The sequence below is a fragment of the Ruegeria sp. CDSB086 genome, assembly GCF_059611065.1.
This window is the reverse complement of record NZ_JBXWOV010000002.1, coordinates 638,040-662,354: the sequence shown is the minus strand read 5'-3', so window position 1 is coordinate 662,354 and position 24,315 is coordinate 638,040. Positions and strand designations below refer to the sequence as shown.

Here is a 24,315-nt window from a genome sequence, read left to right as displayed (position 1 = left end):
CGCGGGATGGAGCAGCCCGGTAGCTCGTCAGGCTCATAACCTGAAGGTCGTAGGTTCAAATCCTACTCCCGCAACCATTACTGTCGAACAAGCCGCCTCCGGGCGGCTTTCGTCGTTCTGGGGCGCCCCTAACGCCAGCAATCCCAACAGTTCCCCAACCAACTCAATCGCATACTTCCATTCTTCAAGGGCCAACCCGATCTCTGGTAGAAGGCTGCGGATGATGGATGTTGCTTCGGCTTTGGTGCATGGATCATTCAATGCCGTGGCCAAATTGGCGACCTGTTCCCGGTAGAGGCCGGGCAGACCGGGGTGGAGCAAAACCGGCGGTTGGTCCGAGGCCGCGTTGATCGGTAAGCGTTGAATCTGACCCCCTAGATAACCTCTGACGAACCAGTTCCCAGCAGTTTATGATTGGTCAAAAAGGATAAAGGCATCATGAATTCTGAAATGTTGGGTGAGCCGGCAAGTGGCCAAAAATCGAGAGCGTCTTCAACGCCTATGGCTACTCAATTCCGGTTGGGAAAGCTCACCGTCGTCTGTGGACCCGAAGGTACAAAGATTAAATGGTGCAAAAAATGAAGTCGGGCCGTTTATCTGTTGGCGAAGTTGCAAAGACATGTGGTGTTAAACATGAGACCGCCTTCAGGTGGAAAAAACGTCCGAGAAAAAGGTTTCGGGTCCTCATTCAACATTAGAATCCAAATCTCAGCAGCCCTTTAAGGAGATTAAAGTCAGCTCTCGTGAGCAAGCTGCCACAGCCGATTCAGAAAACAACATTTTCAAGCGCAGTGGCTGCAAGGCCCTATTTCCCGCCAGTTATAGGGGTCGAGATTTCAGTAAGAGCTTTCGAGAATTCAAACCATGAGGCCCCTTCTATCAAGGTAAAAAGCTCAAAGGTATGTCAATCGGGGAGCTCGTATGCATTTCGTACGGCTTTCGCGAGATCGCTTGCATCGTCCAAGGTGAATACTTGGATGGACAAAATTACGAAGTTGGAGGCAACGAGAAGCTTTTCACGCGAAGGCTAAAGCTCCGACCATTCGGGTGCTTTGACGAAGATGAATTTGAAGACGGACTAAAGTACCTACCCAAGATCGGTGATATTGCTCGCTTTTGTCCTAGCAGTAAGTCGGCAGCATCTTTGAAAGCATATCTCCTGATGGCTAAGTCATTGGTAAACTCTTGAAGGAAGACTTTCCGGTTTCCCTTCCCTGGTTAAAGGTCTTCAACTCGCATCTGGATTTCTCCGGCAATTCCGGGGCGGATAACTATCCGCTAGATCATGAAAGACGGTGTCATCTACAAAAACACGTTGGAGTGAATTATAGCGGATGCATCGAATTGGGCGATGTGACGGAATCTGTAAATGAGAACTTTGTATGGGATTGCTACTGTGGTTGCGCTGGCCCTGACCAGTCCTACCGCAATTGCGGCTCCGGGCATTGCGCTTGATTGGTCAGATCTGCCTGAACCGTCGGTTCAAGTCTATGAAGACCCATACCGGGACCTCAGTCCGGAACAATTTGACGACGTTCTTTTCGTGGTTCGAATGCGCAGCAGGCTGCAGCAGGATGTTGGAACCGCAGTGGAACGGCACGAATGGCAGAAGCTTCTGACCGAGACTGAAGACGCCCTGGTAGACAGTGGAGTTAATGTCGACTGGTTGTTGGATCAGCGGCAGGTCGTAACCGAGCGACGCAAAATGGCTGCGACCGCGGGCAATCAGAAATTCGATGGTCAGACGGTCACATTGGCCGGGTTTGCAATTCCGGCACCGGCAGATGCGGATGGCCGGCCCGTGGTCTATCTAGTGCCGGAACGGGGTATGTGCAGCCACATGCCTCCGCCGCCGCCAAACCAGATGATCCGGGTGCGTTTGAACGGGGACTGGACCCCCAGCTATTTTCACGAGCCAGTGCGGTTGACCGGAACACTGACCATTGATCCGACGGATCAAAGTATGATGGTTGTGGATGGGTTGATGCCCATGCGCGCAACCTTTCAATTGGATGCCGATAACGCCGAGACATTGGAAACCCGTGGTGACCGCCTAGAATGGACCCAAAGCGTTGCCGATCGCCTTCGCGCCGCAGGCAATCGCAAGACCGGGGGCGTTAAGACGTCCGAATGACACGGCTGTCGCTTTGTCACCCTTGTGCCCTCTGTTTACGCAGGCGGCGCTTTGGTTCAGGGGCTGTCCGGACCTTCATCCGTTGAGGCCGCGTTGGATTCCGGTGAAGGCCTGACGAATCCGTAGTACCGCTTGCACTTTCCACGCACTGACATCCCGTGATGGTTTCGTTGGAAGGATAGTTTGATCGGGTACGGGTTTTGGGTCAGTTTCGACGATCTGCCATTGAGGCAATCCACGAATGCCAATTTGGGAACTGGTGATGCGGCCGGCAGATCACACCGTCTTTTTTGTTCCTCGAAAACCCATTGCTGAATCCGGCGCAATCCAGCGTCACCCTGATCGGTCTGCGAGCTCAGACCGCTTTCTGTGGAAGGGCTGACTAATTTTTGTGGCAGTTTTGGCTTGGAGTAGAGTTTTTGCCCCTCAGATGGATGATTCTTGGGGTCAGCCATGTGTCAAAACGCGAATTTTATATTTTGGGTATTTTTTGTCATAAAAATAATAGAAATTTCAATTAGTTACATTCACCTACGGGAAACCCCCAATTCCTGAAGGCAGGGCGATTCGTTAATGTTAAATCATCCAAAGAGTTACTGCGGACAATACCACTTTTCCCCGATGAGGGGCTGGCTACTTACCCCCTCGGCCGGCCCCTCAACCGCCTTCCCAAGTCCCCCTGCCAGCAAATTTCTCCCCTATCCCTGCAATGCCTCCAGGACGAGTGCGGGTAGTTTATGCGTGTCATCGTAGCTCAACCTGTGTGGGATCTCTTCCACCGGAGTTTTTCGGTAGCCTTCCGAAAACAAAAGAAAGGGCACGTTTGCACGGCGCGCAGTTTCGGCATCCACTTCGCTGTCTCCGACATAGAGCCGGGGTCCAGCGTTCGCGACCGCGTTGAAGCTTGCCTCAAGGTGCGCGGGGTCTGGTTTGCGAACGGGTAGCGTGTCGCCGCCAAACACTGTTTCGAAGTGATGCGCCAGATCCAGTGCGTCCAGAATATGACGTGCGGGTGCCTCAGGTTTGTTTGTGCATACGCCCAGAACGCAGCCCAATTCGCGCAGTTGCGTCAGAGCTTGCGGGACGCCTGGGTAAGGGATTGTTTTGTCGCTGGAGGCGGCAGAGTAATGGGCGAGTGTGAGTTCGGTCAATTCGCTATGCTGTTCGATCGGCAGGTCGTGATGGCGGATCATGCGTTCGACCAGTTTTGGCAGGCCGTTGCCCACAAATTGTTTGATCGTGCTTTCCGGCAACGGGGCGATGCCGATATCCAGCAATGTCCGGTTGGCGGCCGCTGCAATGTCCGGAAGACTGTCCACCAGCGTTCCGTCCAGGTCGAACATGATTGTTGCCGTCATCGGTTTCCCCGTCGGTTAATGCGCGTGAGCCAGACCTAACCTGCATAAAATCCTTGCGCAATCACCCCACATCCGCGGTTTCCAGCGAATAGGGTTGACATACCTGACTAAATTAATCAGATTAACGGAAAGACCCCCTCAGCCAACCCAGTTCGGGTCAGCCATTTTGTTGAAAGCGCGAACAAATTAAGGCCCTTCGCCCGAGAACCTACTGGAGTTGTCCTGATGAATGTGCAGACCCCGAATCCCAGCCAGTCCTATGCGGTGTCCATGCTTCCGGCACATAAGGCCGAAGATCTGACCAAGGGTGGCAACCTGGCCCATATCGAACTGGGCGATCAACTATATACCTTGCGTATCACACGCGCCGGCAAGCTGATCCTGACAAAATGAGCACGCATTCCTCGCGCGGTGGCGCTGCGGTTGGGCGTCTGTCCGACCTCAGCCCAATCGAAGCCGGTGCTGTGATGTATCTGCGATTGTGGACCGAAAGTCCCGAGGCCCGTGCGGATGCTGCAAGCGATTTCGAAATTGCGCTTGGTCTGGATCAGGGGCGGGCGGCAATGATGACGCTGGATCGTTTGTGCGGGCTGTGTGCCCATCACGGCCGTCGCCCGTTGGTGCGGCATGGTCTTGGCTGTTCCTGCCTTGGTGCAGATGAAAACTGTTTCGCCCAGATGATTGCTGCCGCCTCGGAAGGAGCGCGTGAAGACGCGATGATGATGGCAACGCTGATCGTTCGACCAGACTTTGCCCCGGCACTGGCGTCACTGTCCGAAGAGATGGGTATGGTGCTGCGCCGGATGACTGCGTCAGTACCCTTGCCGACAACCGGGCACAAAACCCCCTCGGCCGTGCTGCATTAAGCGGCAGGCGGCTTCAAAACCCCGACTCTGGCGAGCCGGGGTTTTGTTGTTTCAGCAGCACCCGCAGCCCGCGTGATGATGATCATGATCGCAAGTCGGGGCAGGGGCAAAGTCACCGACTTCGGACAAAACCTCGCGCAGGGTCCAAAGGATCATGTCGACGTCTTCCGCCTCGATGGTTAAAGGAGGGCGGACTTTCAGGATGTTGTCCTTGGGTCCTTCGCTGCCGATCAGGATACGGTGATCGCGCATCCGGTTCTTGACGTAACTGCAGATTTCGGTGCCCTCGGATCCGTCTGGATTGATCAGCTCCACACCAAGAAACAAGCCCATGCCGCGCACGTCACCGACACAGGTGAAATCAGCCTCGATCTGTCGGAGCCCATCCATCAGCTGCCCACCCATGACACGTGCGTTGTCCTGAAGGCCTTCGTCATCGACGATGTCCAGCACCTCTTTGCCGATCCGGCAGGACAAGGTTGAACCGCCAAAAGTCGAAAAGAACTCGATCCCGTTGTTGAAACTGTCGGCGATGGCTTTGGTCGTGACCAGTACGCCCAACGGATGCCCGTTTCCGATGGGTTTGCCCATGACAACGATATCCGGCAACGCACCCTGGTGTTCAAAGCCGAAATAGTAGTCACCAAGGCGACCGAGACCCGTCTGTACCTCATCAGCGATACAAACCCCGCCGGCCGCGCGGATTTTTTCGTAGACGGCTGGCAGATACCCTTTGGGTGGGATGATCTGGCCGCCAACCGAAGGGAAGGTCTCGGCGATGAAGCCGGCCAACCCTTGGCCTTTATCCTGTAGCGCGGCAATAGCCGGATCCACAAGATCGGCGAATTTCTGTACCCGGTCAGGATCATCGCGCTTGAATGAGCCCCGGAAGTCGTCTGCAACCTCGACCAGTTCGACCCAATCGGCCTGACCAATCCCGCCCGGTTTGTTGAACTTGTAGGCAGAGATCGCCACCGCCGCATTCGTATTGCCGTGGTACCCGTGGTCAGGCGTTACGATGCCTTTGGCCCCGGTATGCGCGCGCGCCAGACGCAAGGCTAGCTCGTTGGCCTCGGTGCCCGAGTTGACGAAAAAGCACACCTCGAAATGATCCGGTAGCTTGGACAGGATTTTGTCAGCAAAGGCTGTTTGCGCCGGGTGCAGGTAGCGAGTGTTCGAATTCATCCGCTTCAACTGATCCGCCGCCACCGATTGAATGCGCGGATGCGCGTGGCCCACATGGGGGACGTTGTTATAGGCGTCCAGATAAGGACGGCCCCATTCGTCGAACAGATGATGCTTCCACCCGCGCACCAGCATGACCGGATCATCGTAGGTCAGGGATAGGTTGCCACCGAAATGGTCATGCCGACCTTGCAGGATCGCCTGCTTGTCGGTTGGGCGATAGAACACTTTTTCGTCCGGCAGGTTCAATAGCGCTGCCGGGTTGGGACAAACGGCGTGCCACAACTCCATCTCGTCCGGGTCGCCGACACCGGGCCAGTCGTTCTCCATCCCGTCAGTGGTCAGAGCCAGTTGGAAATGCACATGCGGGGCCCAGCCGCCATTCTGCGTGGCGTCCCCCAGCCGTGCAAAGGCCGCACCCTGCGCGACCGGATCGCCTGGTTTCAGCCGGCCACAGACCTCGGGGTCGAGATGACCGTAGAGCGTATAGAACGGATCACCCTCGGGTGTTTCATGGTGCAGGATCACTACGCCGCCATAATCCAGATGCGTATCGCGGTTTTCGACTGCCTCGACCCGGCCACTCATAGGTGCATGCAAAACAGTTCCGTCAGGGGCGAATACGTCTACGGCCAAATGCACCGTTCGCCTGTCAGAGGCCTTCCACGGTCCTTTGCGGAACGCCGGCTCGGCATAGATCAGGCGCGGTTCGTTGTAGTAACCCAGCCAAAGGCCTTCTCCGAACTCTTCGCCCACGCGCGCGGCTTCGTCTAGCGGCATGTGGAACGGGTTCTGGGGCCAGGTCGAGATTTCAACCGACAGAGATCCCATCGGAATATCGCTCAGGTCCTGCTCGAACATCTGCGCGAATTGTCCGCGATGCTCGGACAGATAGGCGTGGATGCGTTCGGCCCCGTCGGTCACCGGCAACCCGCAGGCGGCGCGCAGCCGGGCGGACATCAAGCCGCCATTCATCGTATCGTTCTCTAGGAAGCGCCACGCAGGGGCCTGACTGATAGTTACATAAGGATCGTCCGGATTGTCCGCGGCCATCAAGGTCGAGTTCACCACGGACACGGCCAGCCGCATCCGCAGCAGCGGCCAGATCAGATCGACCTCGTCAGCACGCAGGCGATTGGCGGCGTGATAACCACGCACCAACGCCGTCAATGCCCGCTCGGGTTTTGGGTGGTCCAGAACGATATACGCCCCGGCAATTGCCAGATCGCAGATACGCGGTGCGGCGCACATATCACCAAGATCGATCAAGCCAGAGACGGTTTGCCGCTGACCCAGTTCACCGTCGACCAATATGTTGTAGTCGTTGGCATCATTGTGGATGGCTTGTTTTGACAATCCAGCCAGAGGGCCCGAGATGGCATCGAATTCAACGCAAATCTCTGACAACATCGCCCGCCGTGCAGGATCGGCAAGGGCATCCAGCTTGTCCGAAATCCAGCCCGCTTGTGTCAGATCCCATTTGAATTCCGTGCGGTGCAGCCCGTCATGGGTAAACCGTTCCATTGCCCGGTCGGTTGCCCCCAGAATGCGGCCCAGTTTCAGGATCAGTTCTTCGGATTTCGGCGCAGCCTTGGCATAGCATTGGCCGGGCAGGCATTCGAGCAACCAAACCAGTCGGAGCTGCCCATCTTGATCAGAGATTTCCGGCAGCAGCGCACCGTTGATATCCGGAAAAACACTGGGAAAGGGCAGTCCCGGCGCCTCGGCGGCGATGTGTTTCAGCGCCTTGATCTGCAGGTCAATGAACTCTGCCTCGCAATCCGCACGCATGACTTTCAGCACGTAGTCCTGACCATTGGTGGCCTTGACCAGAAAGTTGAGGTCATATTCGCCGTCCAGCCGATTCAGTTTGGTCTCAAGCCCCCAATGGGTGCGCAGGGCGCGGGCCCAGAATTCGGTCAACTCGGTCATCAGTGCGACGGTCCTTTAATCCAGCGCGCGCAGGCGTTTGATCAGCGAGGATGTGTCCCAGCGTCCGCCGCCCAGTTTCTGAACGTCTTTGTAAAACTGATCGACCAGAGCGGTCACAGGCAGTGAAGCCCCCGTTTCATTGGCCGTTTCCAGACAGATGCCAAGATCCTTGCGCATCCAGTCCACCGCAAACCCATGTTCGAAATGATCGTCCAGCATCGTCTCATATCGGTTTGCCATCTGCCAACTGCCTGCCGCGCCCTGACTGATAACTTCAACGACTGCGCGGCCATCAAGGCCCGCCTTCTCGGCAAAGTGCAGCGCTTCGCTGAGGCCCTGCACCAGACCGGCAATAGCGATCTGGTTGCACATCTTGGTCATCTGACCTGCACCGCTGTCGCCGATACGACGGCAAATCTTGGAATAGACCTGCATAATCGGTTCAGCCGCGTCATACGCCGCCTGATCCCCACCGCACATAATCGACAGAACCGCATTTTCTGCCCCTGACTGACCGCCCGAGATCGGAGCGTCCACAAAAGCGATGCCTTTTGTTTGCCCAGCTTCGTACAACTCGCGTGTCACCATGGCCGAAACAGTGGTGTGATCAACAAAGGTCGCCCCATTGGACATGCCGTTGAATGCGCCGTTTTCACCTGTGCAAACCATCCGTAGGTCGTCGTCGTTACCGACACAAGCCATGACGAAATCTGCACCCTGCGCGGCCTCTCGGGGCGTCGTCGCCATGGCGCCACCATGTTGGGCGACCCAAGCTTCGGCCTTATTGGCGGTGCGGTTGTAAACGGTCACCTCATGACCTGCGGCCTGCAAGTGACCGGCCATGGGGTATCCCATGACGCCCAGACCCAGAAACGCGACTTTTGCCATTTGGAGATCCTCTCTGCTGTCCGGTACCCGTTTCTTTCACCGGGCCGGATTGTTTAGCAGAGACAAAGCAAAGCTGCGTCCAAAGGGCAACCCCGCGTCACGCTTTGCCGCCCAAATCCTTTAGGATCGGGCAATCTGGCCTGTCGTCCCCGGCGCAAGCGTCGATCAGATGGCTCAGAGTATCCCGCATGGCGTTCAAGTCAGCGATCTTGGCTTCGATCTGGGCCATATGCGCGCGGGCCACCTTTTTGACATCGGCGCTGGCACGGGTTTCGTCCTCGTACAATGCCATCAGCGTCCGGCAATCCTCGATTGTGAACCCCAAGGCACGGGCGCGGCCCAGAAAATTCAGTTTGTGTACATCCTGACTGCGAAATCTGCGGTATCCGTTGTTATCGCGTAGCGGTTTCACCAAGCCGATATCTTCGTAGTATCGGATTGTCTTGGCGGGTAGGCCGGTCTGGTTTGAAACATCGCCGATATTCATGAGGTCACCGTTTGCGCTGAATGGCCTAGCGGGGTGTCAGGCAAGCTGGCCCGGACGCGTCGCAAACGCAGCGCATTCGAGACCACGAAAACACTGGACAATGCCATGGCCCCAGCGGCGAGCGCTGGGGACAGCAGATGGCCGCCAAAGGGGTAAAGAACCCCAGCGGCAACCGGAATAAGCAAGATGTTATAGCCGAACGCCCAACCCAGGTTCTGCTTGATGTTGCGCATGGTTCTGCGGCTGATCTCGACCGCGTTTGCGACGCCGCGCAGATCGCCCGACATCAGCACCACATCCGCAGTTTCAATCGCTACGTCTGTGCCGGTTCCGATGGCGATGCCGATATCCGCCGAAGCCAGTGCCGGGGCATCGTTGATGCCATCCCCGACAAAGGCCAGTGCGCCGAACGTGTCGCGCAGCGCGTTGATCGCGGCAAGCTTACCATCGGGCAGTACCTCGGCCGTGACATGATCAATGCCCAGCTTGTCCGCCAGAGCCTGCGCCGTCCGGGCGTTGTCGCCTGTCACCATCGCCAAGGTTAGCCCCATTTCGTGCAACCGCCCAAGCGCCTGCACAGTGCCGGGCTTGATCGGGTCCGCGACCGCAAGCATCGCCGCCGCCTGACCGTCGATGGCAACAAACAAAGGCGTTGCGCCCTCTTCGGCGCGCTGGTTGGCCTCGGCCATCAGGTCCGTGACGGTTATGTCGTTCTGCTCCATCAATCTGGCCGAACCGATCAGCAACTTATGCCCCTCGACCACAGCCCGAACTCCCAGCCCTGTGAGAGACTCAAATTCTGATACCTTGGGCAATTCAGATGGTCCGGCACGAGTGATGGCAGTGGCAACGGGATGCTCTGACCTTGCCTCGACGGCGGCCGCCAAACGCAGAACACTGTCGCGGTCAAAGCCGTTTGCAGTCGTAACACTCTCCAGTTCCGGCCGGCCCAACGTGAGTGTTCCGGTCTTGTCCAGTGCGACCACCTTGGCTTGCTGCAACTGCTGCAACGCATCGCCTTTGCGGAACAGCACACCCAATTCTGCCGCGCGGCCGGTGCCGACCATAATTGAGGTTGGTGTCGCAAGGCCCATGGCGCAGGGGCAGGCGATAATCAGAACTGAGACACCGGCGACCAGCGCCAATGGCAATGCCGGTTCCGGGCCGACGAACATCCAAATGGCGATCGTCAGCAGCGCAACAGCCATTACAACGGGCACAAATCGCGCAGTAATCCGGTCGACCAGCCCTTGGATCGGCAGCTTCGCCCCCTGCGCCTGTTCGACCATGTGGATCACCTGCGCCAGCACGGTGTCGGCACCAACGCGCGTCGCGCGCACCCGCAGCGCTCCGGTACCATTCATCGTACCGCCAACGACCTGATCCGATGGCGACTTGCCCACCGGCACCGGTTCGCCCGTGATCATGCTTTCATCCACATAAGAGGTGCCGTCCAGAACCTCGGCATCCACGGGAACCCGTTCGCCCGGGTGGATCTGCAAGGTATCGCCTACTGTTATGTCAGCGATGGGGCGATCAATGAAATTTCCGTCCTGTTCGACCCGTGCCGTTTTGGGCTGCAGCCCAACCAGCTTGCGGATCGCGGCCCCGGTCCGACCTTTGGCCCGCGCTTCCATGACCCGGCCCAGCAGTATGAGAACCACGATGACAGAGGCGGCCTCGAAATACACATTGGCGCTACCCTGCGGCAGGATCTGCGGGGCGAAGGTTGCGGTGACGGAAAACAAATAGGCGGCCCCCGTTCCTAAGGCGACCAGCGCGTTCATATCGGGCGATCCGCGCATCAGTGACGGAATACCCTTGGCGTAGAACACGCGCCCGGGGCCAATCAGTATGGCCGAGGTCAGTGCGAACTGGATGAGGTGGCTGGTTTGCGTGCCGATCGTGGCCTGGACCCAATGGTGGAAGGCCGGGATCATATGCCCGCCCATTTCCAGAATGAATACAGGCAGTGCCAATACCGCTGCGAAGATCGTCGTGCGGGTCAGCGCATGCGCTTCGTCGGATTTCGTGTGGTCTGTTTGGTCAGCCGTCATGCTGTCTGCCACGCGCGCAGGGTATCCCGCTGCCTCAGACAAACTGGCCAGCTTTTGCGGGTCGGGGGCCCCGTCGATAAACGTGACCACAGCGGTTTCGGTCGCAAGATTGACTTGTGCGTCGACGACCGCAGGATCAGCGGTCAGCGCGTTCTCGATCTTTGCCACGCACGAGGCGCAGGTCATCCCGCCAATTTTCAGGGTCGTCTGCTTGCTGGCCGCCGGGTACCCGGCATTGCTCAGGGCGTCAGTCAGTGCGTTGATCGGCCCGGTATGTGTGACCTGCGCCGTTTCGGTCGCAAAGTTGACCGAGGCGTCGGTCACTTCTGGCACCGATTGCAATGCGGCTTCTACACGCCCCACGCAGGACGCGCAGGACATGCCCGAGATTTTGAGTTGTGTTGTTTGCGGCGTAGCCATGCGACTCGTCCCGATGTGTTATCTGCCCTCCAAATGGGGGTTCCAGTCACGGGAAGGTCAAGAGGTATCGCGGATTTTCTTTTTTGCAACCCGCGCGTCGGCGTCACCTGTTCGCAAACATTTCTAGCAAGAGAGAGTTGTAGGTATCCGGCGGCGGCGATCTGACAGCCTCGGGGGAGACAAAGAACGCAAGCGACACTGCGGCCGTGGTCAGCGCGATGCCTACAAGAATGAAACCGGCCATATTCAATGAAGATCGCGACATGGGCAAAGTCCTGGTTCGAGAGGTTCGTTCGGCGCTGTTGGGTCAGGACTGTTTTGCCAGCTCTTGCTTCAACCTGTCATTTTCGGCCTGAAGTTGCGCCAATTGCTGCCCTAGCGAGTTCAGATGTGGGCGAAGCTCGGCCTCGGTAAAGCGGGGCGTGATGTGGCGTGGGCAGTTCCAGTCCAGCGCTTCGACCCGGATGATCACGGCGCGTTCAGCCGGGGCATCGGCACCGTCAGGATATAGGCTGGTTGTGGCATCTTCGCCCTCGGTGAACGCGACCCGGCCAAGGATTTTCAGGCGTCGCCGATTGGCGTAATCCATCAGGATCATTGCAACCCGGTCATTTCCATCCAGGTTACCGCGCGAGATGTACTGCTTGTTGCCCGAAAAGTCGGCATAACCGATTGTCTGCGGTCCCAGAACTTTGAGAAACCCGGTCGGTCCGCCACGGTATTGCACATATGGCCAACCCGTTTCGGACACGGTGGACTGATAGAACCCGTCCCGCGCTTCGATAAAGGCCTTTTCAGGCTCGCCGATTTCGTGGCCTTGCTGCGGGCCACTTTCGATGAATTTGGCATAGGTCTTGGCAGACCCCATCCGTTCCTGATGGGCGCGGACGGCAGGGGTGAAGGTCAGTTCGGAAAAGGCGCGAGGCATGAGATGTCCTTTCAAAGTCCCAGATCGGACAGGCCGGGGTGATCGTCGGGGCGGGGGCCTTGCGGCCAGAAAAACAGACGTTCGGTTTCCGCAATCGGCAGGTCGTTCAGCGATGCATGGCGCTCGGCCATTCGACCATCTTCGGCAAATCGCCAGTTTTCGTTGCCATAAGACCGGAACCACTGACCGCTGTCGTCACGCCATTCATAAGCATAACGAACCGCAATGCGGTCACCGGAAAAGGCCCACAGCTCTTTGATCAACCGATAGTCCAGTTCCTTGTGCCACTTGCGTGTCAGAAAGGCATGGATGTCCGCATGGCCGCTTAGGAATTCTGCCCGATTTCTCCACTGGCTGTCTTCGGTATAGGCCGGGGTCACGACATCCGCATCACGTCTGTTCCAGGCGTTTTCCGCCAATCGCACTTTTTGCGTTGCGGTTTCCAGGGTGAACGGAGGCAGAGGAGGACGGTTCATTTGTAGGTCTTTCAAGCCAGAGAAGCTGCCATCAAGGCGATGGTCAAAAGAAGGGGGATGTACTGGTGCGAGAGAGGTCTGGTGCGGGGTCTCATATATTCGCTCCTGAGTTTACTGATCGGTACACTGTGCCCTAAATGTGTACAGATCGGTAACCTTTTTCAAGTGTTGAGTTGGATTTTTTTGAACCCACATTTTCGTCTCCTAAGGGGAGTAAGTGAAAACAGCAGGTTAGGCTGTGTCTGTTGCAGCCATCGCTGCGGTGCATTATGTACCGATCAGTACATACAGGAGCTGACAGATGCGCCCAAACAAACGTGACGAGCTGGTCCGCAAGGCATTGCAGGTCTTCTATCGTGACGGATTTCACGCCACCGGCATGGACAAGTTGGTGGTCGAGACGGGCGTGTCGAAAACGTCGATGTACAAACATTTCCGTACCAAGGAAGAGCTGATCCTGGCGGCTTTGCAGTTGCGGGATGAGAACTTTCGCAAATGGTTCCTGCAACGGGTTGATGAACTATCCGACACACCGGCCGAACAGCTGATCGCCAGTTTCGATGTGCTGGGCGAATGGTTCCAGGAGGACAGCTTTCGCGGATGCATGTTCATCAAAGCGGGCGCAGAGTATCAGGAACAAGATCACCCAATCCATTTGCAGGCAGCCGAACACAAGCATCTGATGCTCGAGTTTCTCACCGATTTGGCCCGCCAGGCAGGCGCACGTGATCCCGAGGCATTGGGATGCCAGCTGCTGCTCTTGCAAGAGGGCGCAATCGTTACGGCCGTCCTGGTAAAAAGCTGCGATCCTGTGCGAGATGCAAAGGCAGCGGCACAGGTTCTGCTGGATAATGCCCTGGCTTGATCATGTTTAAACCTGTGAACGTAAGGTCTTGCACGAAAAAGACGTTGCGTAGCATTCCGGTGGATGGGTTGGTTTGCGCGGTGCCCAACGCTACCCTTATCGAAATTCGATTTGGGAGAAGCCTACATGTCGCTATTCAAGCCAACCGCCAACTGGGTCACTGACGAACATCAGATGTTTGCCGAAATGGCAAACCGGTTCATGGACGACGAACTTGTGCCCAATATCGAACGCTGGAACCAAAACGGCATGGTCGATCGCGAATTCTGGAACAAGGCCGGGGACATGGGGCTGATGGCCGGCGCTATTGCTGAGGAATATGGTGGCGTAGGCGGCGGGATTGGATTTGACGCGGTCACGATGTACGGGCAAGCCGCACGCGGTGACTCGGGTTGGGGCTTTGGAATTCAGTCGATCGTTGTCCATTATCTGAACGCCTATGGCAGCGAGGATCAAAAGCACAAGTGGCTCCCCCGTCTGGCATCCGGTGAAATGGTCGCGGCTTTGGCCATGACCGAGCCGGGAACAGGTTCGGACGTTCAGTCCGTTCGCACCACCGCAGACAAGGACGGAAATACCTATCGTTTGAACGGGTCCAAGATCTTTATCACCAACGGCCAATCCGCCGATTTGATCCTGGTGGCCGCAAAGACGGATAAATCGCAAGGGTCCAAGGGCGTATCGCTGATCGCCGTAGAAACCGAAGGCGCAGAAGGATTTCGTCGGGGCCGAAACCTCAAGAAACTGGGGATGAAGGCCAACGATACGGCCGAGCTGTTCTTTGAAGACGTCAAGGTTCCGATGACGAACCTGATCGGACCAGAAGAAGGCCAGGGCTTCTATCAGATGATGAAGCAACTGCCCTGGGAACGCCTGACTATCGGCATCATGGCGCTGGGCGCGATCGACTTCGCAATTGCCGAAACTGTACGCTATACGCAGGAACGCAAGGCTTTTGGCCAGCGCGTTATGGACTTTCAGAACACGCGTTTCAAATTGGCCGAGTGCAAAACCAAGGCCGAAGTTCTGCGCAGTTTCGTCAATGACTGCATCGCACAACTTGAGGCGGGCACGTTGGATGCGGCGACGGCCTCGATGGTGAAATACTGGGGTTCGGAAGTGCAGAACGAGATCATGCACGAATGCCTTCAGTTGTTCGGTGGTTACGGGTTCATGATGGAATACCCGATCGCCCGGCTTTATGCGGATGCGCGGGTGCAGATGATCTATGGCGGTACCAACGAGATCATGAAGGAACTGATCGCCCGTTCTCTGGACAAGTAACGCACCCAAAGGGCTCCCGCCTGTCGCCAACGTTTCTGGAAAACGTCTCATCCCGTTGGGTCGGGCAGGTGCGGGCGCAGCCCGCACCTGCCCGACCTCTCTGCTGTCCGCAGGACGCAAAGCCGGAGGCTGCGCAGTTTTGGATCAGAATGGGCCAACCTGACCTTGCAGCCATATCCGAAATGACCGTAGCGGTTCGGATTCCGGTCGAGTCTGTGGCCAGACCAGAAAGAATTGCCCAAGGCTGATATGGGGCCCTTTCCATGCTGGAACCAATCTTTTGGTTTTCAGTTCGTCTTCGATCAGATAGCTGGGCAATAGCGCCGCTCCCAGCCCGTGGATCGTGGCCTGCACCATGGTCGAGAACTGATCGAACAGCATTCCCCGCATCCCCGATGCGTCACGCCCTTGTGCCGCAAACCATCGCTCCCAAGCGTCTGGTCGGGTCTCAAGATGCAGCAAAGGGGCTGTCATCAGCCAGCACAAGTCCTGCTCCTGATCGGGCAACAGGTCCGGCGCGCAGACCGGAACCACATCTTCACGCATGATCGGCAGGTAGTTGACGCCCGGCCAGTTCTTTTGGCCGAAGTGGATGGCGGCATCAAAATGTTCGGTCTCGAAATCAAACGGCTTGAGGCATGTGCTCAGGTTCACGGTCACTTCAGGGTGGCGACGGGCAAAATCCTGCAGGCGCGGTGCCAGCCAATGCATTCCAAAGGCGGGCAGGATGGACAGGTTCAGCGACCCGCCGGTTGGGTTGGCCTTCAGTTTCAGTGACGCTTGCGCAATCTGGTTCAGCGCTGTGCGCGCCACCTGAACATAGTCTTTTGCGGCGGGGGTCAGGTGCAATCGCATCTGGTTGCGCTGAATGAGCGCGACGCCCAGTTGGTCCTCCATGGACTTCAACTGTCGGCTGATCGCGCTTTGGGTCAGCGACAACTCTTCGGCCGCGGCCGAGGCGCTACCGAGGCGATCAACCGCCTCCAATGCCAGAAGAGAGGGGACCGAGGGGAGAAACCGACGGGGCGCAATCATATGATAAATCCTCATACCTTTCACACGGAATATCACTGGCAATTGCCGTGCGCCAGCCCGATACAGAGGCGTGGAATCCAATGTGGATGTGGACCAATGACCCTAACGACCAGTATTCAAGAGTTTCAGCCTGCCGAACGGTTGGACGGCATTGAGCTGTCAGAGATCGTTCGCATTTCCGAACAGGCCGCGCGCCTTCGCGCGCAGGGTGCCGACGTGATTGCGCTCAGCACTGGTGAGCCTGATTTTCCGACCCCGCAGCATGTTGTTGAGGCGGCGGACCGTGCAGCTTTGAACGGGCAGACACGATACCCTGCAACGGCAGGAACGCCGGCATTGCGATCAGCGATTGCGATTGAGGCTGGCGCGCGCCTCGAAAATGTAATCGTTTCGACGGGTGCCAAGCAGGTTTTGTCCGGTACGATGATGGCAACGCTCAATCCTGGCGATGAGGTGATAATGGCCGCCCCATTCTGGACGAGCTATGCGGATATGGTCAGGTTGGCAGGCGGTGTTCCCTTAGTCGTTAGCTGTCCGGCGACGCAGAAATTCAAACTGACGCCGGATCAGTTGGAGGCCGCGATCACACCGCGCACGCGTTGGCTACTGCTGAATTCCCCGTCCAATCCAACTGGCGCGGTCTATTCCAAGGCGGAATTGCAGGCGCTGGGCGCGGTATTGCAAAACTATCCTCAGGTCTGGGTGATTTCTGACGAGATCTATCAACACCTATCTTTTGTACCCTTCACCCCCTTTGTGCAGGCCGTTCCCGAATTGGCGGAACGAACCTTGATCGTAAACGGCGTGTCCAAGGCCTATTCCATGACCGGCTGGCGCATCGGGTGGGGAATTGGCCCTGCTGAGTTGATCAAGGCGATGGTTGCTGTGCAGGGGCAAATCACGTCAGGGGCGTGTTCGATTGCCCAGGCTGCAGCATTGGAGGCCATCACCGGGCCGCAAGACCTGCTGGCGGACCGCCGTCGGGCAATGCGAGCGCGCCGCGATCTCGTTGTCGAAGGGCTAAACGCCGCTGGTCTGGAATGTGCCGTGCCGGATGGCGCGTTTTACGTCTTTCCCAAAACTCACGCGAAAATGGCCACAGACCATGAATTCTGTCGCTTTCTGCTGGATGAGGCAGGTGTGGCGCTGGTGCCGGGTCGCGCGTTTGGGATGCCGGGGCATTTGCGGCTTTCTTTTGCCTATGCCACTGAAAGCCTGCAAGAAGGTATGCGTCGTATCGCGGACGCTACCGCCAAATTGTAACCAAATAACTTCGGAAGACACCCAATGGATCGCGCCCAGATCGTTCACGAGAATATCCTGACCCGGGTTGCCAATCGCGACTTTCCCGACGGAGCAAAGCCGCGGCAGGGTCTGAGCAAGACCGATGCGGTGTCGCTGTTCCGGTCGCAGGTCCTTAGCCGTGCGTTGGACCGGACCAGCCGGACGATGCAGAAGGCGGGGCAGGGGTTTTACACTATCGGATCATCCGGCCACGAAGGGATGGCAGCCGTGGCGCATGCATTGCGTCCGACCGATATTGCCTTTCTTCACTACCGCGACGCGGCGTTCCAGATCGCCCGGGCCGAGCAGGTGCCGGGCCAGCAAATTGCGTGGGACATGTTGCTGAGCTTTGCCTGCTCGAAAGAGGATCCGACCTCGGGCGGGCGGCATAAGGTTTTGGGTTCAAAGGCGCTGACCATCCCGCCGCAAACCTCGACCATCGCCAGCCATCTGCCCAAGGCTGTGGGTGCTGCTTATTCGTTAGGCGCCGCGCGGAGACGCGATCCTGAACACCGTGAACTGCCCTTGGACGGGATTGCGATGTGTTCCTTCGGGGATGCCTCGGCCAATCATTCTACAGCGCAGGGCGCGATCAACACCGCAGGCTGGACCAGTGTGCAGTCGACGCCTTTGCCGCTGTTGTTTGTGTGTGAGGATAACGGGATTGGAATCTCGGTCAAAACGCCAAAAGGCTGGATACAGGCGTCGATGGAACACCGCCCCGGAATCAAGTACTTTCAGGCCAACGGTCTGGATATCTATGAGACCTTCGCGGTGGCGCAAGACGCCGCCGAGTATGTCCGTACCCGCCGTAAACCGGCCTTCCTGCATCTGAAAACCGTGCGTCTTTACGGCCATGCGGGCGCAGATGTGCCGACCACGTACCTGCCGAAGTCCGAGGTTGAGGCGGATGAGGCCAACGATCCCCTGCTGCACTCGGTGCGCTTGCTGGAACAGGCCGGGGCGTTGGCGCCGGAACAGGCGTTAAAAATCTACGAAGATACCTGCGCCCGCACGGACCGCATCGCGGCAGAGGCCGCAACCCGCCCGCACCTGACCTCCGCCTCTGAGGTTATGGCCAGCCTGATCCCGCCAAAACGGGCTTGTAAGCCCACGAACGGTCCCAGCGCCGAAGCGCGCGCCAAGGCCTTTGGCGGCGACACGCGGGCAATGGATGATCCGCAACCTATGAGCCGCCTGATCAACTGGGCGCTGACCGATCTGATGCTGGAACACGGCGAGGTCGTCTGCATGGGCGAAGATGTCGGCCGCAAGGGCGGCGTCTATGGCGTGACCCAGAAACTGCAGCAACGCTTTGGCCCGGACCGGGTGATCGACACGCTGTTGGATGAGCAGTCCATTCTGGGATTGGCCATTGGCATGGGGCATAACGGGTTCATTCCGATCCCCGAAATCCAGTTCCTCGCTTATCTGCACAATGCCGAGGACCAGATCAGGGGCGAAGCCGCGACCCTGCCATTCTTTTCGAACGGGCAGTTCACCAACCCGATGGTTCTGCGCATTGCGGGGCTTGGCTATCAGAAAGGGTTCGGCGGCCATTTCCACAATGACAACTCGCTGGCTGTCCTGCGCGACATTCCCGGCGTGATCATTGCATGCCCGTCGACAGGCGCAGATGCGGCTAAGATGCTGCGCGAATGCGTACGGCTGGCGCGCGAAGAACAGCGGGTCGTGGTCTTTCTGGAACCTATTGCCCTTTATCCGATGCGCGATCTGCACGATGCAAAGGACGCAGGTTGGATGACGGCGTACCCGTCGCCTGACCAGAGTATCGCGCTGGGTGAGGTTGGCGTGCATGGCGAGGGTAAAGATCTGGCCATGGTCACTTATGGAAACGGGCATTACCTGTCGAAACAGGCTCTGCCCGAGTTGGAGGCAGCAGGCGTGAAAACCCGTATCATCGACATGCGCTGGCTGGCACCTCTCCCAATTGAGGCTCTGCGTCAGGCCACAAAGGGTTGCAAACACGTCTTGATCGTCGACGAGTGCCGCCGGACGGGCAGCCAGTCTGAGGGGCTGATGACCTTTTTCACTGAAAACAGTCCCTCTACCCCTAGCGCGCGCGTCGTGGCCGAAGATTGTTTTATAGCCACTGGCCCCGCTTATGCTGCTCCGCTGCCGTCGAAAGAGGGGATTCTCGCCGCTGCGCTAAAACTGACGGGGGGCCGCTCATGACCCGCACAGCTGTCGTGATCTGCCCCGGTCGGGGTACATACAACAAGCCCGAGCTTGGCTATCTGCATCGCCACAACGCGCGGCAGACTCCGATGTTTAGGGGCTTCGACGCGATACGTGCCGAAGCAGGGCAAGAGGCCGTTACGGCATTGGATGGCGCAGCGCGGTTCACAGTTTCCAAGTATTCAAAAGGCGACATTGCCTCACCGCTCATCTACGCAGCTTCGCTGGCGGACGCGCAATCGCTGGCCGATGATATCGAGGTGGTCGCGGTCACCGGGAACTCGATGGGGTGGTACATTGCATTGGCCGCTGCCGGGGCGTTGTCGCCTGAGGACGGGTTTCGCGTAGTGAACACGATGGGAACACTGATGCAGGATCACCTGATCGGCGGTCAATTGGTTTACCCCTATGTTGCCGATGATTGGGCGGACGACGCCGCGCGCAAGACCGAGCTGTTGACAGATGTGGCGCGCATCAACGCAATTCAGGATCATGATCTTGCTTTGTCCATTGAACTGGGCGGAATGCTGGTTCTGGCAGGCAATGAGATGGGGCTGAAGGCTTTCGAGGCGTCGCAACCCACCGTGCAGGACCGTTTCCCGATGCGCTTGCCAAACCATGCCGCGTTTCACACATCCTTGCAGGCACCGGTCGCTGCCGAAGGGCGTGCGCGCTTGGACGCGGACTTGTTCGGACAGCCTGAACGCCCCCTGATCGACGGTCGCGGAAAGATTTGGTGGCCGGGTGCGACGGATACGCAGGCGCTTTGGGATTATACCCTGGGCCACCAAGTGACCGAACCCTATGACTTTACCCGTGCGATCCAGACCGCCGCGCATGAGTTCGCGCCAGACCTGTTCATTGTTACCGGCCCCGGCGCGACCTTAGGTGGCGCAGTGGCGCAATCCCTTGTTCTGGCGAACTGGCGTGGCATGGGTAACAAGGCTGATTTTCAAGCGAAACAGGATGCGCAACCCTTCCTGATCGCGATGGGGCGCGAGGATCAAAGAGCGCTTGCAACCGGCTGACACTGCCCTAATGATCCGCGCAATTTCAAGGAGCGCGACGTGAGCGACCACAACCAGTCCCTTTGGCTGAACACATGCCGTGAACTTGTCGAACCCAGTGTTTCAACCGGTGATATCACTGTTGATCTGGCGGTGATCGGTGGTGGGTACACCGGCTGTTCTGCGGCCCTGACTGCAGCCAAGGCTGGTGCCTCGGTCTGTCTGCTTGAGGCGCATGACATCGGCCACGGCGGATCGGGCCGCAATGTCGGGCTGGCGAATGCGGGGCTGTGGTTGCCGCCCGCTGAGATTCGCGCGCATCTGGGTGACATAGTTGGGGATCGGCTGGTTGACCTTCTGGCTGCTGCTCCATCAGAGGTGTTCAGCCTGATCGACCAGCATGGGATAGACTGTGAACCTGTGCGCAACGGAACTCTGCACTGTGCGCATTCGGCTGCGGGTCTCCGGGATCTGCAGGTCCGCCACGCGCAACTCAGCGCTGCTGGCGCACCGGTTGAGTTGCTGTCTGCAGAACTGACAGCGCAGCGCACTGGCAGTGCGGCCTTTGGTGGCGCCCTGTTCGATCCGCGCGCCGGAACCATCCAGCCATTGGCATATGTGCGCGGATTGGCGCGTGCCGGGGTTGAGGCTGGCGCGTTGGTTTCCACGCAAGATCAGGTTCTGTCCATGCAGCAGATGGATGGAATCTGGGTGATGAAGACTGCTCGGCGCACAGTGCGCGCCAAATGGGTCATTCAGGCGACCAATGCCTATCACCGTGATCTGACCGCATCGGCCCCCGCCTATGTGCCGGTCTATTATTTCCAATATGCCACGGCCCCATTGTCCGACAATCTGCGCGCCAGCGTTTTGCCGGGGGATGAGGGGTGCTGGGACACAGACCTGATCATGACCTCGTTCCGAATGGATCAAGAGGGGCGGTTTATCATCGGTGCCATGGGTGATCTGGATCAGGCAGGCGGCGGGATTCACAAGAGCTGGATCAAGCGCAAACTGGCACAGCTGTATCCGCAACTGGCCGATCAGCCATTGGTCGAAGGGTGGCATGGCCGCATCGCCATGACGTCAGACCACATCCCGAAGATTACGCAGATTGGTCCCAATGCTCTGTCCGTTCATGGATTTTCGGGGCGTGGAATCGGGCCAGGCACTGTCTTTGGCCGCCTTGTTGCCCAAAGTCTGTTGCAGGACGACCCAAGCCTTTTGCCGGTGCCCGCAGTCCCAGAATATCAGGAAAAGTGGACAGGGCTACGCCGCGCCTATTTTGAAACCGGCGCGGCGCTGATCCATTTTGTCAAAGCGCGGTTCTGACCTCAGACAGCGCGGGTGATGCCGCCATCAACCCGGATGTTTTGACCGGTGATATAGCCGCCACCCTCTGATGCAAGCATCGCCACGACCGAGGCGATCTCGTCATAGCTGCGTCCATAGCGGCCCATCGGGATGCGCGCGCGGAATTCCTCTTTCTCTGGCAGGCTGTCGATGAACCCTGGCAAGACGTTGTTCATCCGGATGTTGTCAGCCGCGTAATGATCCGAGAACAGCTTGGTGAAAGCGGCCAAACCTGCGCGGAACACGCCGGAAGTTGGGAAGACAGGGTCGGGCTCGAACGCGGCGAAAGTCGAAATGTTGATGATCGATCCACCACCTTGCTTCTGCATAATAGGTGTCACCAGCCGGGTTGGTCTGACGGCGTTCAGGAAATAGACGTCCATTCCGGTGTGCCAATCCTCGTCCGTCAGCTCCAGCACTGGCGCGCGCGGTCCGTGACCGGCCGAGTTGACCAGCACGTCGATGCGCCCCCAATGGGACATCGCGGTGTCGACCAGTTTTTGCAGATCATCCGTCGACTGGTTTGACCCGGTCACGCCAACACCACCCAGTTCGTGCGCCAGTGCCTCACCCTTGCCAGAAGACGACAGGATGCCGACCTTAAATCCATCTGCGGCCAGACGTCGGGCTGAATCTGCGCCCATTCCGCTGCCGCCCGCTGTTATCAGCGCCACTTTGGTCATGTGATTTCTCCATTCATTGATGGCATGAAGATGCGCTTTGGCGATCTGATTGACCAATCAGTTCTGCTGGCCTTATGATGTAGAAAAACTACAGGGTGCTACGATGGCGGCTCTTCCCCCTCTGAACGCTTTGCGGGCCTTCGAAGCTTCGGCGCGGCATCTGAACTTTCGCTTGGCTGCCGAGGATCTGGGCGTCACCCAAGGTGCCGTCGCCCAGCAGGTACGCGGGCTTGAGGCACGATTGGCTGTGACGCTCTTTGACCGCCTGCCGCGTGGCCTTGCGCTGACCGAGGCTGGGCGCAGGTTCCATGCGCCCTTGCGCCGGGCCTTCCGTCTGATCGAAGAGGCCGTCGAGGATCTTTCTGGGGACAGACAAATTACTATCTCTGTCACGCCCAGCTTTGCCTCGAAATGGCTGGTTCCTCGACTTCCGGACTTTACGCGGCACCACCCTGATATTGCCGTGCAGGTCGACGCGCGGGAGCGGCTGGCGGATTTCCAGGGGGACGGTGTCGACATTGCTGTTCGGCAAGGGCGTGCGCCGTTTGGATCCGGGGTGGTCGCAGTGCCTCTGTTTTCCACAACTTTCATTCCGGTTTGCGGTCCTGAGATGGCGGCCAGAATTGCGCATCCTGCTGACCTGACAAAGCACACTCTGCTGAACGACACCCATGGGCTGTGGCCTTTGTTTCTGCAGCGTGCAGGGATCACGGGCAAGCCGAAGATGATGAGTTTCAGCCAGACCAGCCTTGCCATCGACGCAGCCGTGTCGGGCCAGGGTGTTGCGCTTGCTAACGAACCGCTTGTTTCTGCCCAGTTGGCCGCCGGTCAGTTGGTGCGCCCGATCCCGGACGAGCTGGTCGAGGACTTGGGCTTTTACATCGTAACACCCAAACAGCCACGCCAACCCGCGCTGGTCGCAGTGATGAAAGACTGGTTGCTGTCTCAATCCTGAAGCGTCGCTGCGATGGCTTCGATCCTGTCACGCAACCAGCGATGTGCCGGGTCGTTGGAAGATCTTTGGTGCCAGACCATGTAGATAGAGACAGGGTCGCACGCGAAGGGCAGAGGTGCACAATCCAACGCATGTAGCGGCCCGTGTTTCATCAACGCCGTATCGGTTGAAATCAGGTCGCCGCCTTTCACAAATGAGGTAATGGCATTGAAATGCGGCAGGGTAACCGTCGGTGGCCTGATCTGGTTTTGATCGACACCCCGCATAACAGCGCGCGAGCTGCGGCCATCGGCAAAGCGCACTTCGACATGCTCGGTTTCGCAATAGGTTTCCCAACTGTCCGGAGGAGATCGTCGTGTGCCATCATAGTAGATCATCAACGGACTGCTGAGGATGCGCTTTTGAAAGATGTCCGGTCCATCCGGCGGCAAAGGTGTCAGCATCAATTGACACCGATCGCTGCGCAGCAGCTCAGGGTCTGGAACACCTGATGGGATAAACCCCAACCCTAGCCGCACGCCTTCGGTCCGTACTTTTTGCAGCAATTGCGGGAAAATCAATTCCCTCGGCATGTCGTTTGTGGCGATGTGAAAGACCATCTCTTCGGACAGCGGGTCGAACGGGCGGTCCTCGGTCAGTGCGCGCATATTGTCCAGAACCTGCTGCACGGGGTCTTTCAGGGACAAGGCGCGCTCAGTAGGGGTCAGACCTTGCCCTGATCTGATAAATAACGGATCGCCCAGAACCACCCGAAGTTTGGACAGGGTGTGGCTGATGGCCGATTGCGTCACGCCAAGCCGATCTGCGGCCTTGGATACCGAGTTTTCTTCGAGAATGGTCAGAAAGACCCTCAGGACTTTGCCATCCAGATCCATGAAATCTGTTTTGCTCATACCGCTTATGATTATTCATGAATGGA

Annotated in this window: 21 protein-coding genes and 1 tRNA gene; 11 read left to right on the top strand and 11 right to left on the bottom strand. The window is 57.9% G+C overall.

The window, feature by feature from the left end; translation table 11 throughout:
* Together AC2FIO_RS06805 and AC2FIO_RS06800 are read left to right on the top strand one after the other, a co-directional pair.
* Positions 1-77: transfer RNA gene (locus AC2FIO_RS06805), tRNA-Met, on the top strand.
* A 1,292-nt stretch (positions 78-1,369) separates the two neighbouring features.
* On the top strand, positions 1,370-2,134 hold the full coding sequence (locus AC2FIO_RS06800; RefSeq protein ID WP_282171006.1) for a DUF3299 domain-containing protein: 765 nt from the start codon (positions 1,370-1,372) through the stop codon (positions 2,132-2,134).
* Between the two features lie 698 nt (positions 2,135-2,832).
* Here AC2FIO_RS06800 and gph read toward each other — a convergent pair.
* Positions 2,833-3,492: a phosphoglycolate phosphatase gene (gene gph / locus AC2FIO_RS06795; protein ID WP_282121072.1), complete on the bottom strand. Its 660-nt coding sequence runs from the start codon at positions 3,490-3,492 to the stop codon at positions 2,833-2,835.
* A 225-nt stretch (positions 3,493-3,717) separates the two neighbouring features.
* Here gph and hemP point away from each other — a divergent pair, with 225 nt between their 5' ends.
* Entirely contained in the window at positions 3,718-3,885 is a 168-nt protein-coding gene (gene hemP / locus AC2FIO_RS06790) for a hemin uptake protein HemP (protein ID WP_081894606.1), read from the top strand.
* A complete protein-coding gene (locus AC2FIO_RS06785; protein WP_496696502.1) occupies positions 3,882-4,358 on the top strand; it encodes a hypothetical protein in 477 nt (158 codons plus the stop codon). The genes hemP and AC2FIO_RS06785 overlap by 4 nt, the downstream gene beginning before the upstream one ends.
* Positions 4,359-4,409: 51 nt before the next feature.
* On the opposite strand, the gene AC2FIO_RS06780 is transcribed toward AC2FIO_RS06785, so the two are convergent.
* From AC2FIO_RS06780 to AC2FIO_RS06750, 7 genes are all read right to left on the bottom strand, one after another.
* Positions 4,410-7,475 (bottom strand): aminotransferase class III-fold pyridoxal phosphate-dependent enzyme, encoded by a 3,066-nt coding sequence (locus AC2FIO_RS06780; protein WP_496696500.1) that lies wholly within the window; start codon positions 7,473-7,475, stop codon positions 4,410-4,412.
* 15 nt (positions 7,476-7,490) lie between these two features.
* Positions 7,491-8,363 (bottom strand): NAD(P)-dependent oxidoreductase, encoded by an 873-nt coding sequence (locus AC2FIO_RS06775; RefSeq protein WP_496696498.1) that lies wholly within the window; start codon positions 8,361-8,363, stop codon positions 7,491-7,493.
* A 97-nt stretch (positions 8,364-8,460) separates the two neighbouring features.
* Positions 8,461-8,850, bottom strand: coding sequence for a Cu(I)-responsive transcriptional regulator (cueR, locus tag AC2FIO_RS06770; RefSeq protein WP_496696496.1), 390 nt, complete (start codon positions 8,848-8,850; stop codon positions 8,461-8,463).
* Entirely contained in the window at positions 8,847-11,327 is a 2,481-nt protein-coding gene (locus AC2FIO_RS06765) for a heavy metal translocating P-type ATPase (RefSeq protein WP_496696494.1), read from the bottom strand. The genes cueR and AC2FIO_RS06765 overlap by 4 nt, the downstream gene beginning before the upstream one ends.
* Positions 11,328-11,430: 103 nt before the next feature.
* On the bottom strand, positions 11,431-11,592 hold the full coding sequence (locus AC2FIO_RS06760) for a hypothetical protein (protein ID WP_186437498.1): 162 nt from the start codon (positions 11,590-11,592) through the stop codon (positions 11,431-11,433).
* Between the two features lie 42 nt (positions 11,593-11,634).
* Positions 11,635-12,255: a pyridoxamine 5'-phosphate oxidase family protein gene (locus AC2FIO_RS06755; protein ID WP_058275310.1), complete on the bottom strand. Its 621-nt coding sequence runs from the start codon at positions 12,253-12,255 to the stop codon at positions 11,635-11,637.
* A gap of 11 nt (positions 12,256-12,266) precedes the next feature.
* Positions 12,267-12,731, bottom strand: coding sequence for a nuclear transport factor 2 family protein (locus AC2FIO_RS06750; protein ID WP_496696492.1), 465 nt, complete (start codon positions 12,729-12,731; stop codon positions 12,267-12,269).
* Positions 12,732-13,032: 301 nt separating this feature from the next.
* On the opposite strand from AC2FIO_RS06750, the gene AC2FIO_RS06745 reads away from it, so the two are divergent.
* The gene (locus AC2FIO_RS06745) at positions 13,033-13,596 is read left to right on the top strand and encodes a TetR/AcrR family transcriptional regulator (RefSeq protein WP_496696490.1); all 564 of its coding nucleotides are present in this window, start codon (positions 13,033-13,035) and stop codon (positions 13,594-13,596) included.
* A gap of 126 nt (positions 13,597-13,722) precedes the next feature.
* Positions 13,723-14,880 (top strand): acyl-CoA dehydrogenase family protein, encoded by a 1,158-nt coding sequence (locus tag AC2FIO_RS06740; RefSeq protein WP_496696488.1) that lies wholly within the window; start codon positions 13,723-13,725, stop codon positions 14,878-14,880.
* A gap of 144 nt (positions 14,881-15,024) precedes the next feature.
* On the opposite strand, the gene AC2FIO_RS06735 is transcribed toward AC2FIO_RS06740, so the two are convergent.
* Positions 15,025-15,915, bottom strand: coding sequence for a LysR substrate-binding domain-containing protein (locus tag AC2FIO_RS06735; protein ID WP_496696487.1), 891 nt, complete (start codon positions 15,913-15,915; stop codon positions 15,025-15,027).
* 96 nt (positions 15,916-16,011) lie between these two features.
* On the opposite strand from AC2FIO_RS06735, the gene AC2FIO_RS06730 reads away from it, so the two are divergent.
* Genes AC2FIO_RS06730 through AC2FIO_RS06715 form a run of 4 tightly spaced genes read left to right on the top strand, consistent with a single transcriptional unit; the run spans position 16,012 to position 21,737 of the window.
* Entirely contained in the window at positions 16,012-17,178 is a 1,167-nt protein-coding gene (locus tag AC2FIO_RS06730) for a pyridoxal phosphate-dependent aminotransferase (protein ID WP_496696485.1), read from the top strand.
* 24 nt (positions 17,179-17,202) lie between these two features.
* A complete protein-coding gene (locus AC2FIO_RS06725) occupies positions 17,203-19,395 on the top strand; it encodes a dehydrogenase E1 component subunit alpha/beta (RefSeq protein ID WP_496696483.1) in 2,193 nt (730 codons plus the stop codon).
* The gene (locus AC2FIO_RS06720) at positions 19,392-20,426 is read left to right on the top strand and encodes an ACP S-malonyltransferase (protein WP_496696481.1); all 1,035 of its coding nucleotides are present in this window, start codon (positions 19,392-19,394) and stop codon (positions 20,424-20,426) included. The genes AC2FIO_RS06725 and AC2FIO_RS06720 overlap by 4 nt, the downstream gene beginning before the upstream one ends.
* Positions 20,427-20,465: 39 nt before the next feature.
* Complete coding sequence (locus AC2FIO_RS06715) at positions 20,466-21,737, top strand: NAD(P)/FAD-dependent oxidoreductase (RefSeq protein WP_282170993.1); 1,272 nt, start codon at positions 20,466-20,468, stop codon at positions 21,735-21,737.
* 2 nt (positions 21,738-21,739) lie between these two features.
* Here AC2FIO_RS06715 and AC2FIO_RS06710 read toward each other — a convergent pair whose 3' ends face one another.
* On the bottom strand, positions 21,740-22,441 hold the full coding sequence (locus tag AC2FIO_RS06710; RefSeq protein WP_496696479.1) for an SDR family oxidoreductase: 702 nt from the start codon (positions 22,439-22,441) through the stop codon (positions 21,740-21,742).
* Between the two features lie 103 nt (positions 22,442-22,544).
* Here AC2FIO_RS06710 and AC2FIO_RS06705 point away from each other — a divergent pair, with 103 nt between their 5' ends.
* A complete protein-coding gene (locus AC2FIO_RS06705) occupies positions 22,545-23,396 on the top strand; it encodes a LysR substrate-binding domain-containing protein (protein WP_282170991.1) in 852 nt (283 codons plus the stop codon).
* On the opposite strand, the gene AC2FIO_RS06700 is transcribed toward AC2FIO_RS06705, so the two are convergent.
* Positions 23,387-24,289 carry a LysR family transcriptional regulator gene (locus AC2FIO_RS06700; protein ID WP_282170990.1) on the bottom strand — a complete coding sequence of 301 codons (903 nt, stop codon included), beginning with the start codon at positions 24,287-24,289 and terminating at the stop codon, positions 23,387-23,389. The genes AC2FIO_RS06705 and AC2FIO_RS06700 overlap by 10 nt on opposite strands.
* Positions 24,290-24,315 lie beyond the last annotated feature (26 nt).

What these genes read in the sequence shown, in the direction of transcription:
- AC2FIO_RS06800 (WP_282171006.1), top strand. Translation starts at nt 1,370, where the DNA reads ATGAGAACTTTGTATGGGATTGCTACTGTGGTTGCGCTGGCCCTGACC.
- AC2FIO_RS06725 (WP_496696483.1), top strand. Translation starts at nt 17,203, where the DNA reads ATGGATCGCGCCCAGATCGTTCACGAGAATATCCTGACCCGGGTTGCC.
- hemP (WP_081894606.1), top strand. Translation starts at nt 3,718, where the DNA reads ATGAATGTGCAGACCCCGAATCCCAGCCAGTCCTATGCGGTGTCCATG.
- AC2FIO_RS06755 (WP_058275310.1), bottom strand. Translation starts at nt 12,255, where the DNA reads ATGCCTCGCGCCTTTTCCGAACTGACCTTCACCCCTGCCGTCCGCGCC.
- AC2FIO_RS06760 (WP_186437498.1), bottom strand. Translation starts at nt 11,592, where the DNA reads ATGTCGCGATCTTCATTGAATATGGCCGGTTTCATTCTTGTAGGCATC.
- AC2FIO_RS06745 (WP_496696490.1), top strand. Translation starts at nt 13,033, where the DNA reads ATGCGCCCAAACAAACGTGACGAGCTGGTCCGCAAGGCATTGCAGGTC.
- AC2FIO_RS06750 (WP_496696492.1), bottom strand. Translation starts at nt 12,731, where the DNA reads ATGAACCGTCCTCCTCTGCCTCCGTTCACCCTGGAAACCGCAACGCAA.
- AC2FIO_RS06710 (WP_496696479.1), bottom strand. Translation starts at nt 22,441, where the DNA reads ATGACCAAAGTGGCGCTGATAACAGCGGGCGGCAGCGGAATGGGCGCA.
- AC2FIO_RS06735 (WP_496696487.1), bottom strand. Translation starts at nt 15,915, where the DNA reads ATGATTGCGCCCCGTCGGTTTCTCCCCTCGGTCCCCTCTCTTCTGGCA.
- AC2FIO_RS06780 (WP_496696500.1), bottom strand. Translation starts at nt 7,475, where the DNA reads ATGACCGAGTTGACCGAATTCTGGGCCCGCGCCCTGCGCACCCATTGG.
- cueR (WP_496696496.1), bottom strand. Translation starts at nt 8,850, where the DNA reads ATGAATATCGGCGATGTTTCAAACCAGACCGGCCTACCCGCCAAGACA.
- AC2FIO_RS06730 (WP_496696485.1), top strand. Translation starts at nt 16,012, where the DNA reads ATGACCCTAACGACCAGTATTCAAGAGTTTCAGCCTGCCGAACGGTTG.
- gph (WP_282121072.1), bottom strand. Translation starts at nt 3,492, where the DNA reads ATGACGGCAACAATCATGTTCGACCTGGACGGAACGCTGGTGGACAGT.
- AC2FIO_RS06765 (WP_496696494.1), bottom strand. Translation starts at nt 11,327, where the DNA reads ATGGCTACGCCGCAAACAACACAACTCAAAATCTCGGGCATGTCCTGC.
- AC2FIO_RS06740 (WP_496696488.1), top strand. Translation starts at nt 13,723, where the DNA reads ATGTCGCTATTCAAGCCAACCGCCAACTGGGTCACTGACGAACATCAG.
- AC2FIO_RS06705 (WP_282170991.1), top strand. Translation starts at nt 22,545, where the DNA reads ATGGCGGCTCTTCCCCCTCTGAACGCTTTGCGGGCCTTCGAAGCTTCG.
- AC2FIO_RS06785 (WP_496696502.1), top strand. Translation starts at nt 3,882, where the DNA reads ATGAGCACGCATTCCTCGCGCGGTGGCGCTGCGGTTGGGCGTCTGTCC.
- AC2FIO_RS06700 (WP_282170990.1), bottom strand. Translation starts at nt 24,289, where the DNA reads ATGAGCAAAACAGATTTCATGGATCTGGATGGCAAAGTCCTGAGGGTC.
- AC2FIO_RS06720 (WP_496696481.1), top strand. Translation starts at nt 19,392, where the DNA reads ATGACCCGCACAGCTGTCGTGATCTGCCCCGGTCGGGGTACATACAAC.
- AC2FIO_RS06775 (WP_496696498.1), bottom strand. Translation starts at nt 8,363, where the DNA reads ATGGCAAAAGTCGCGTTTCTGGGTCTGGGCGTCATGGGATACCCCATG.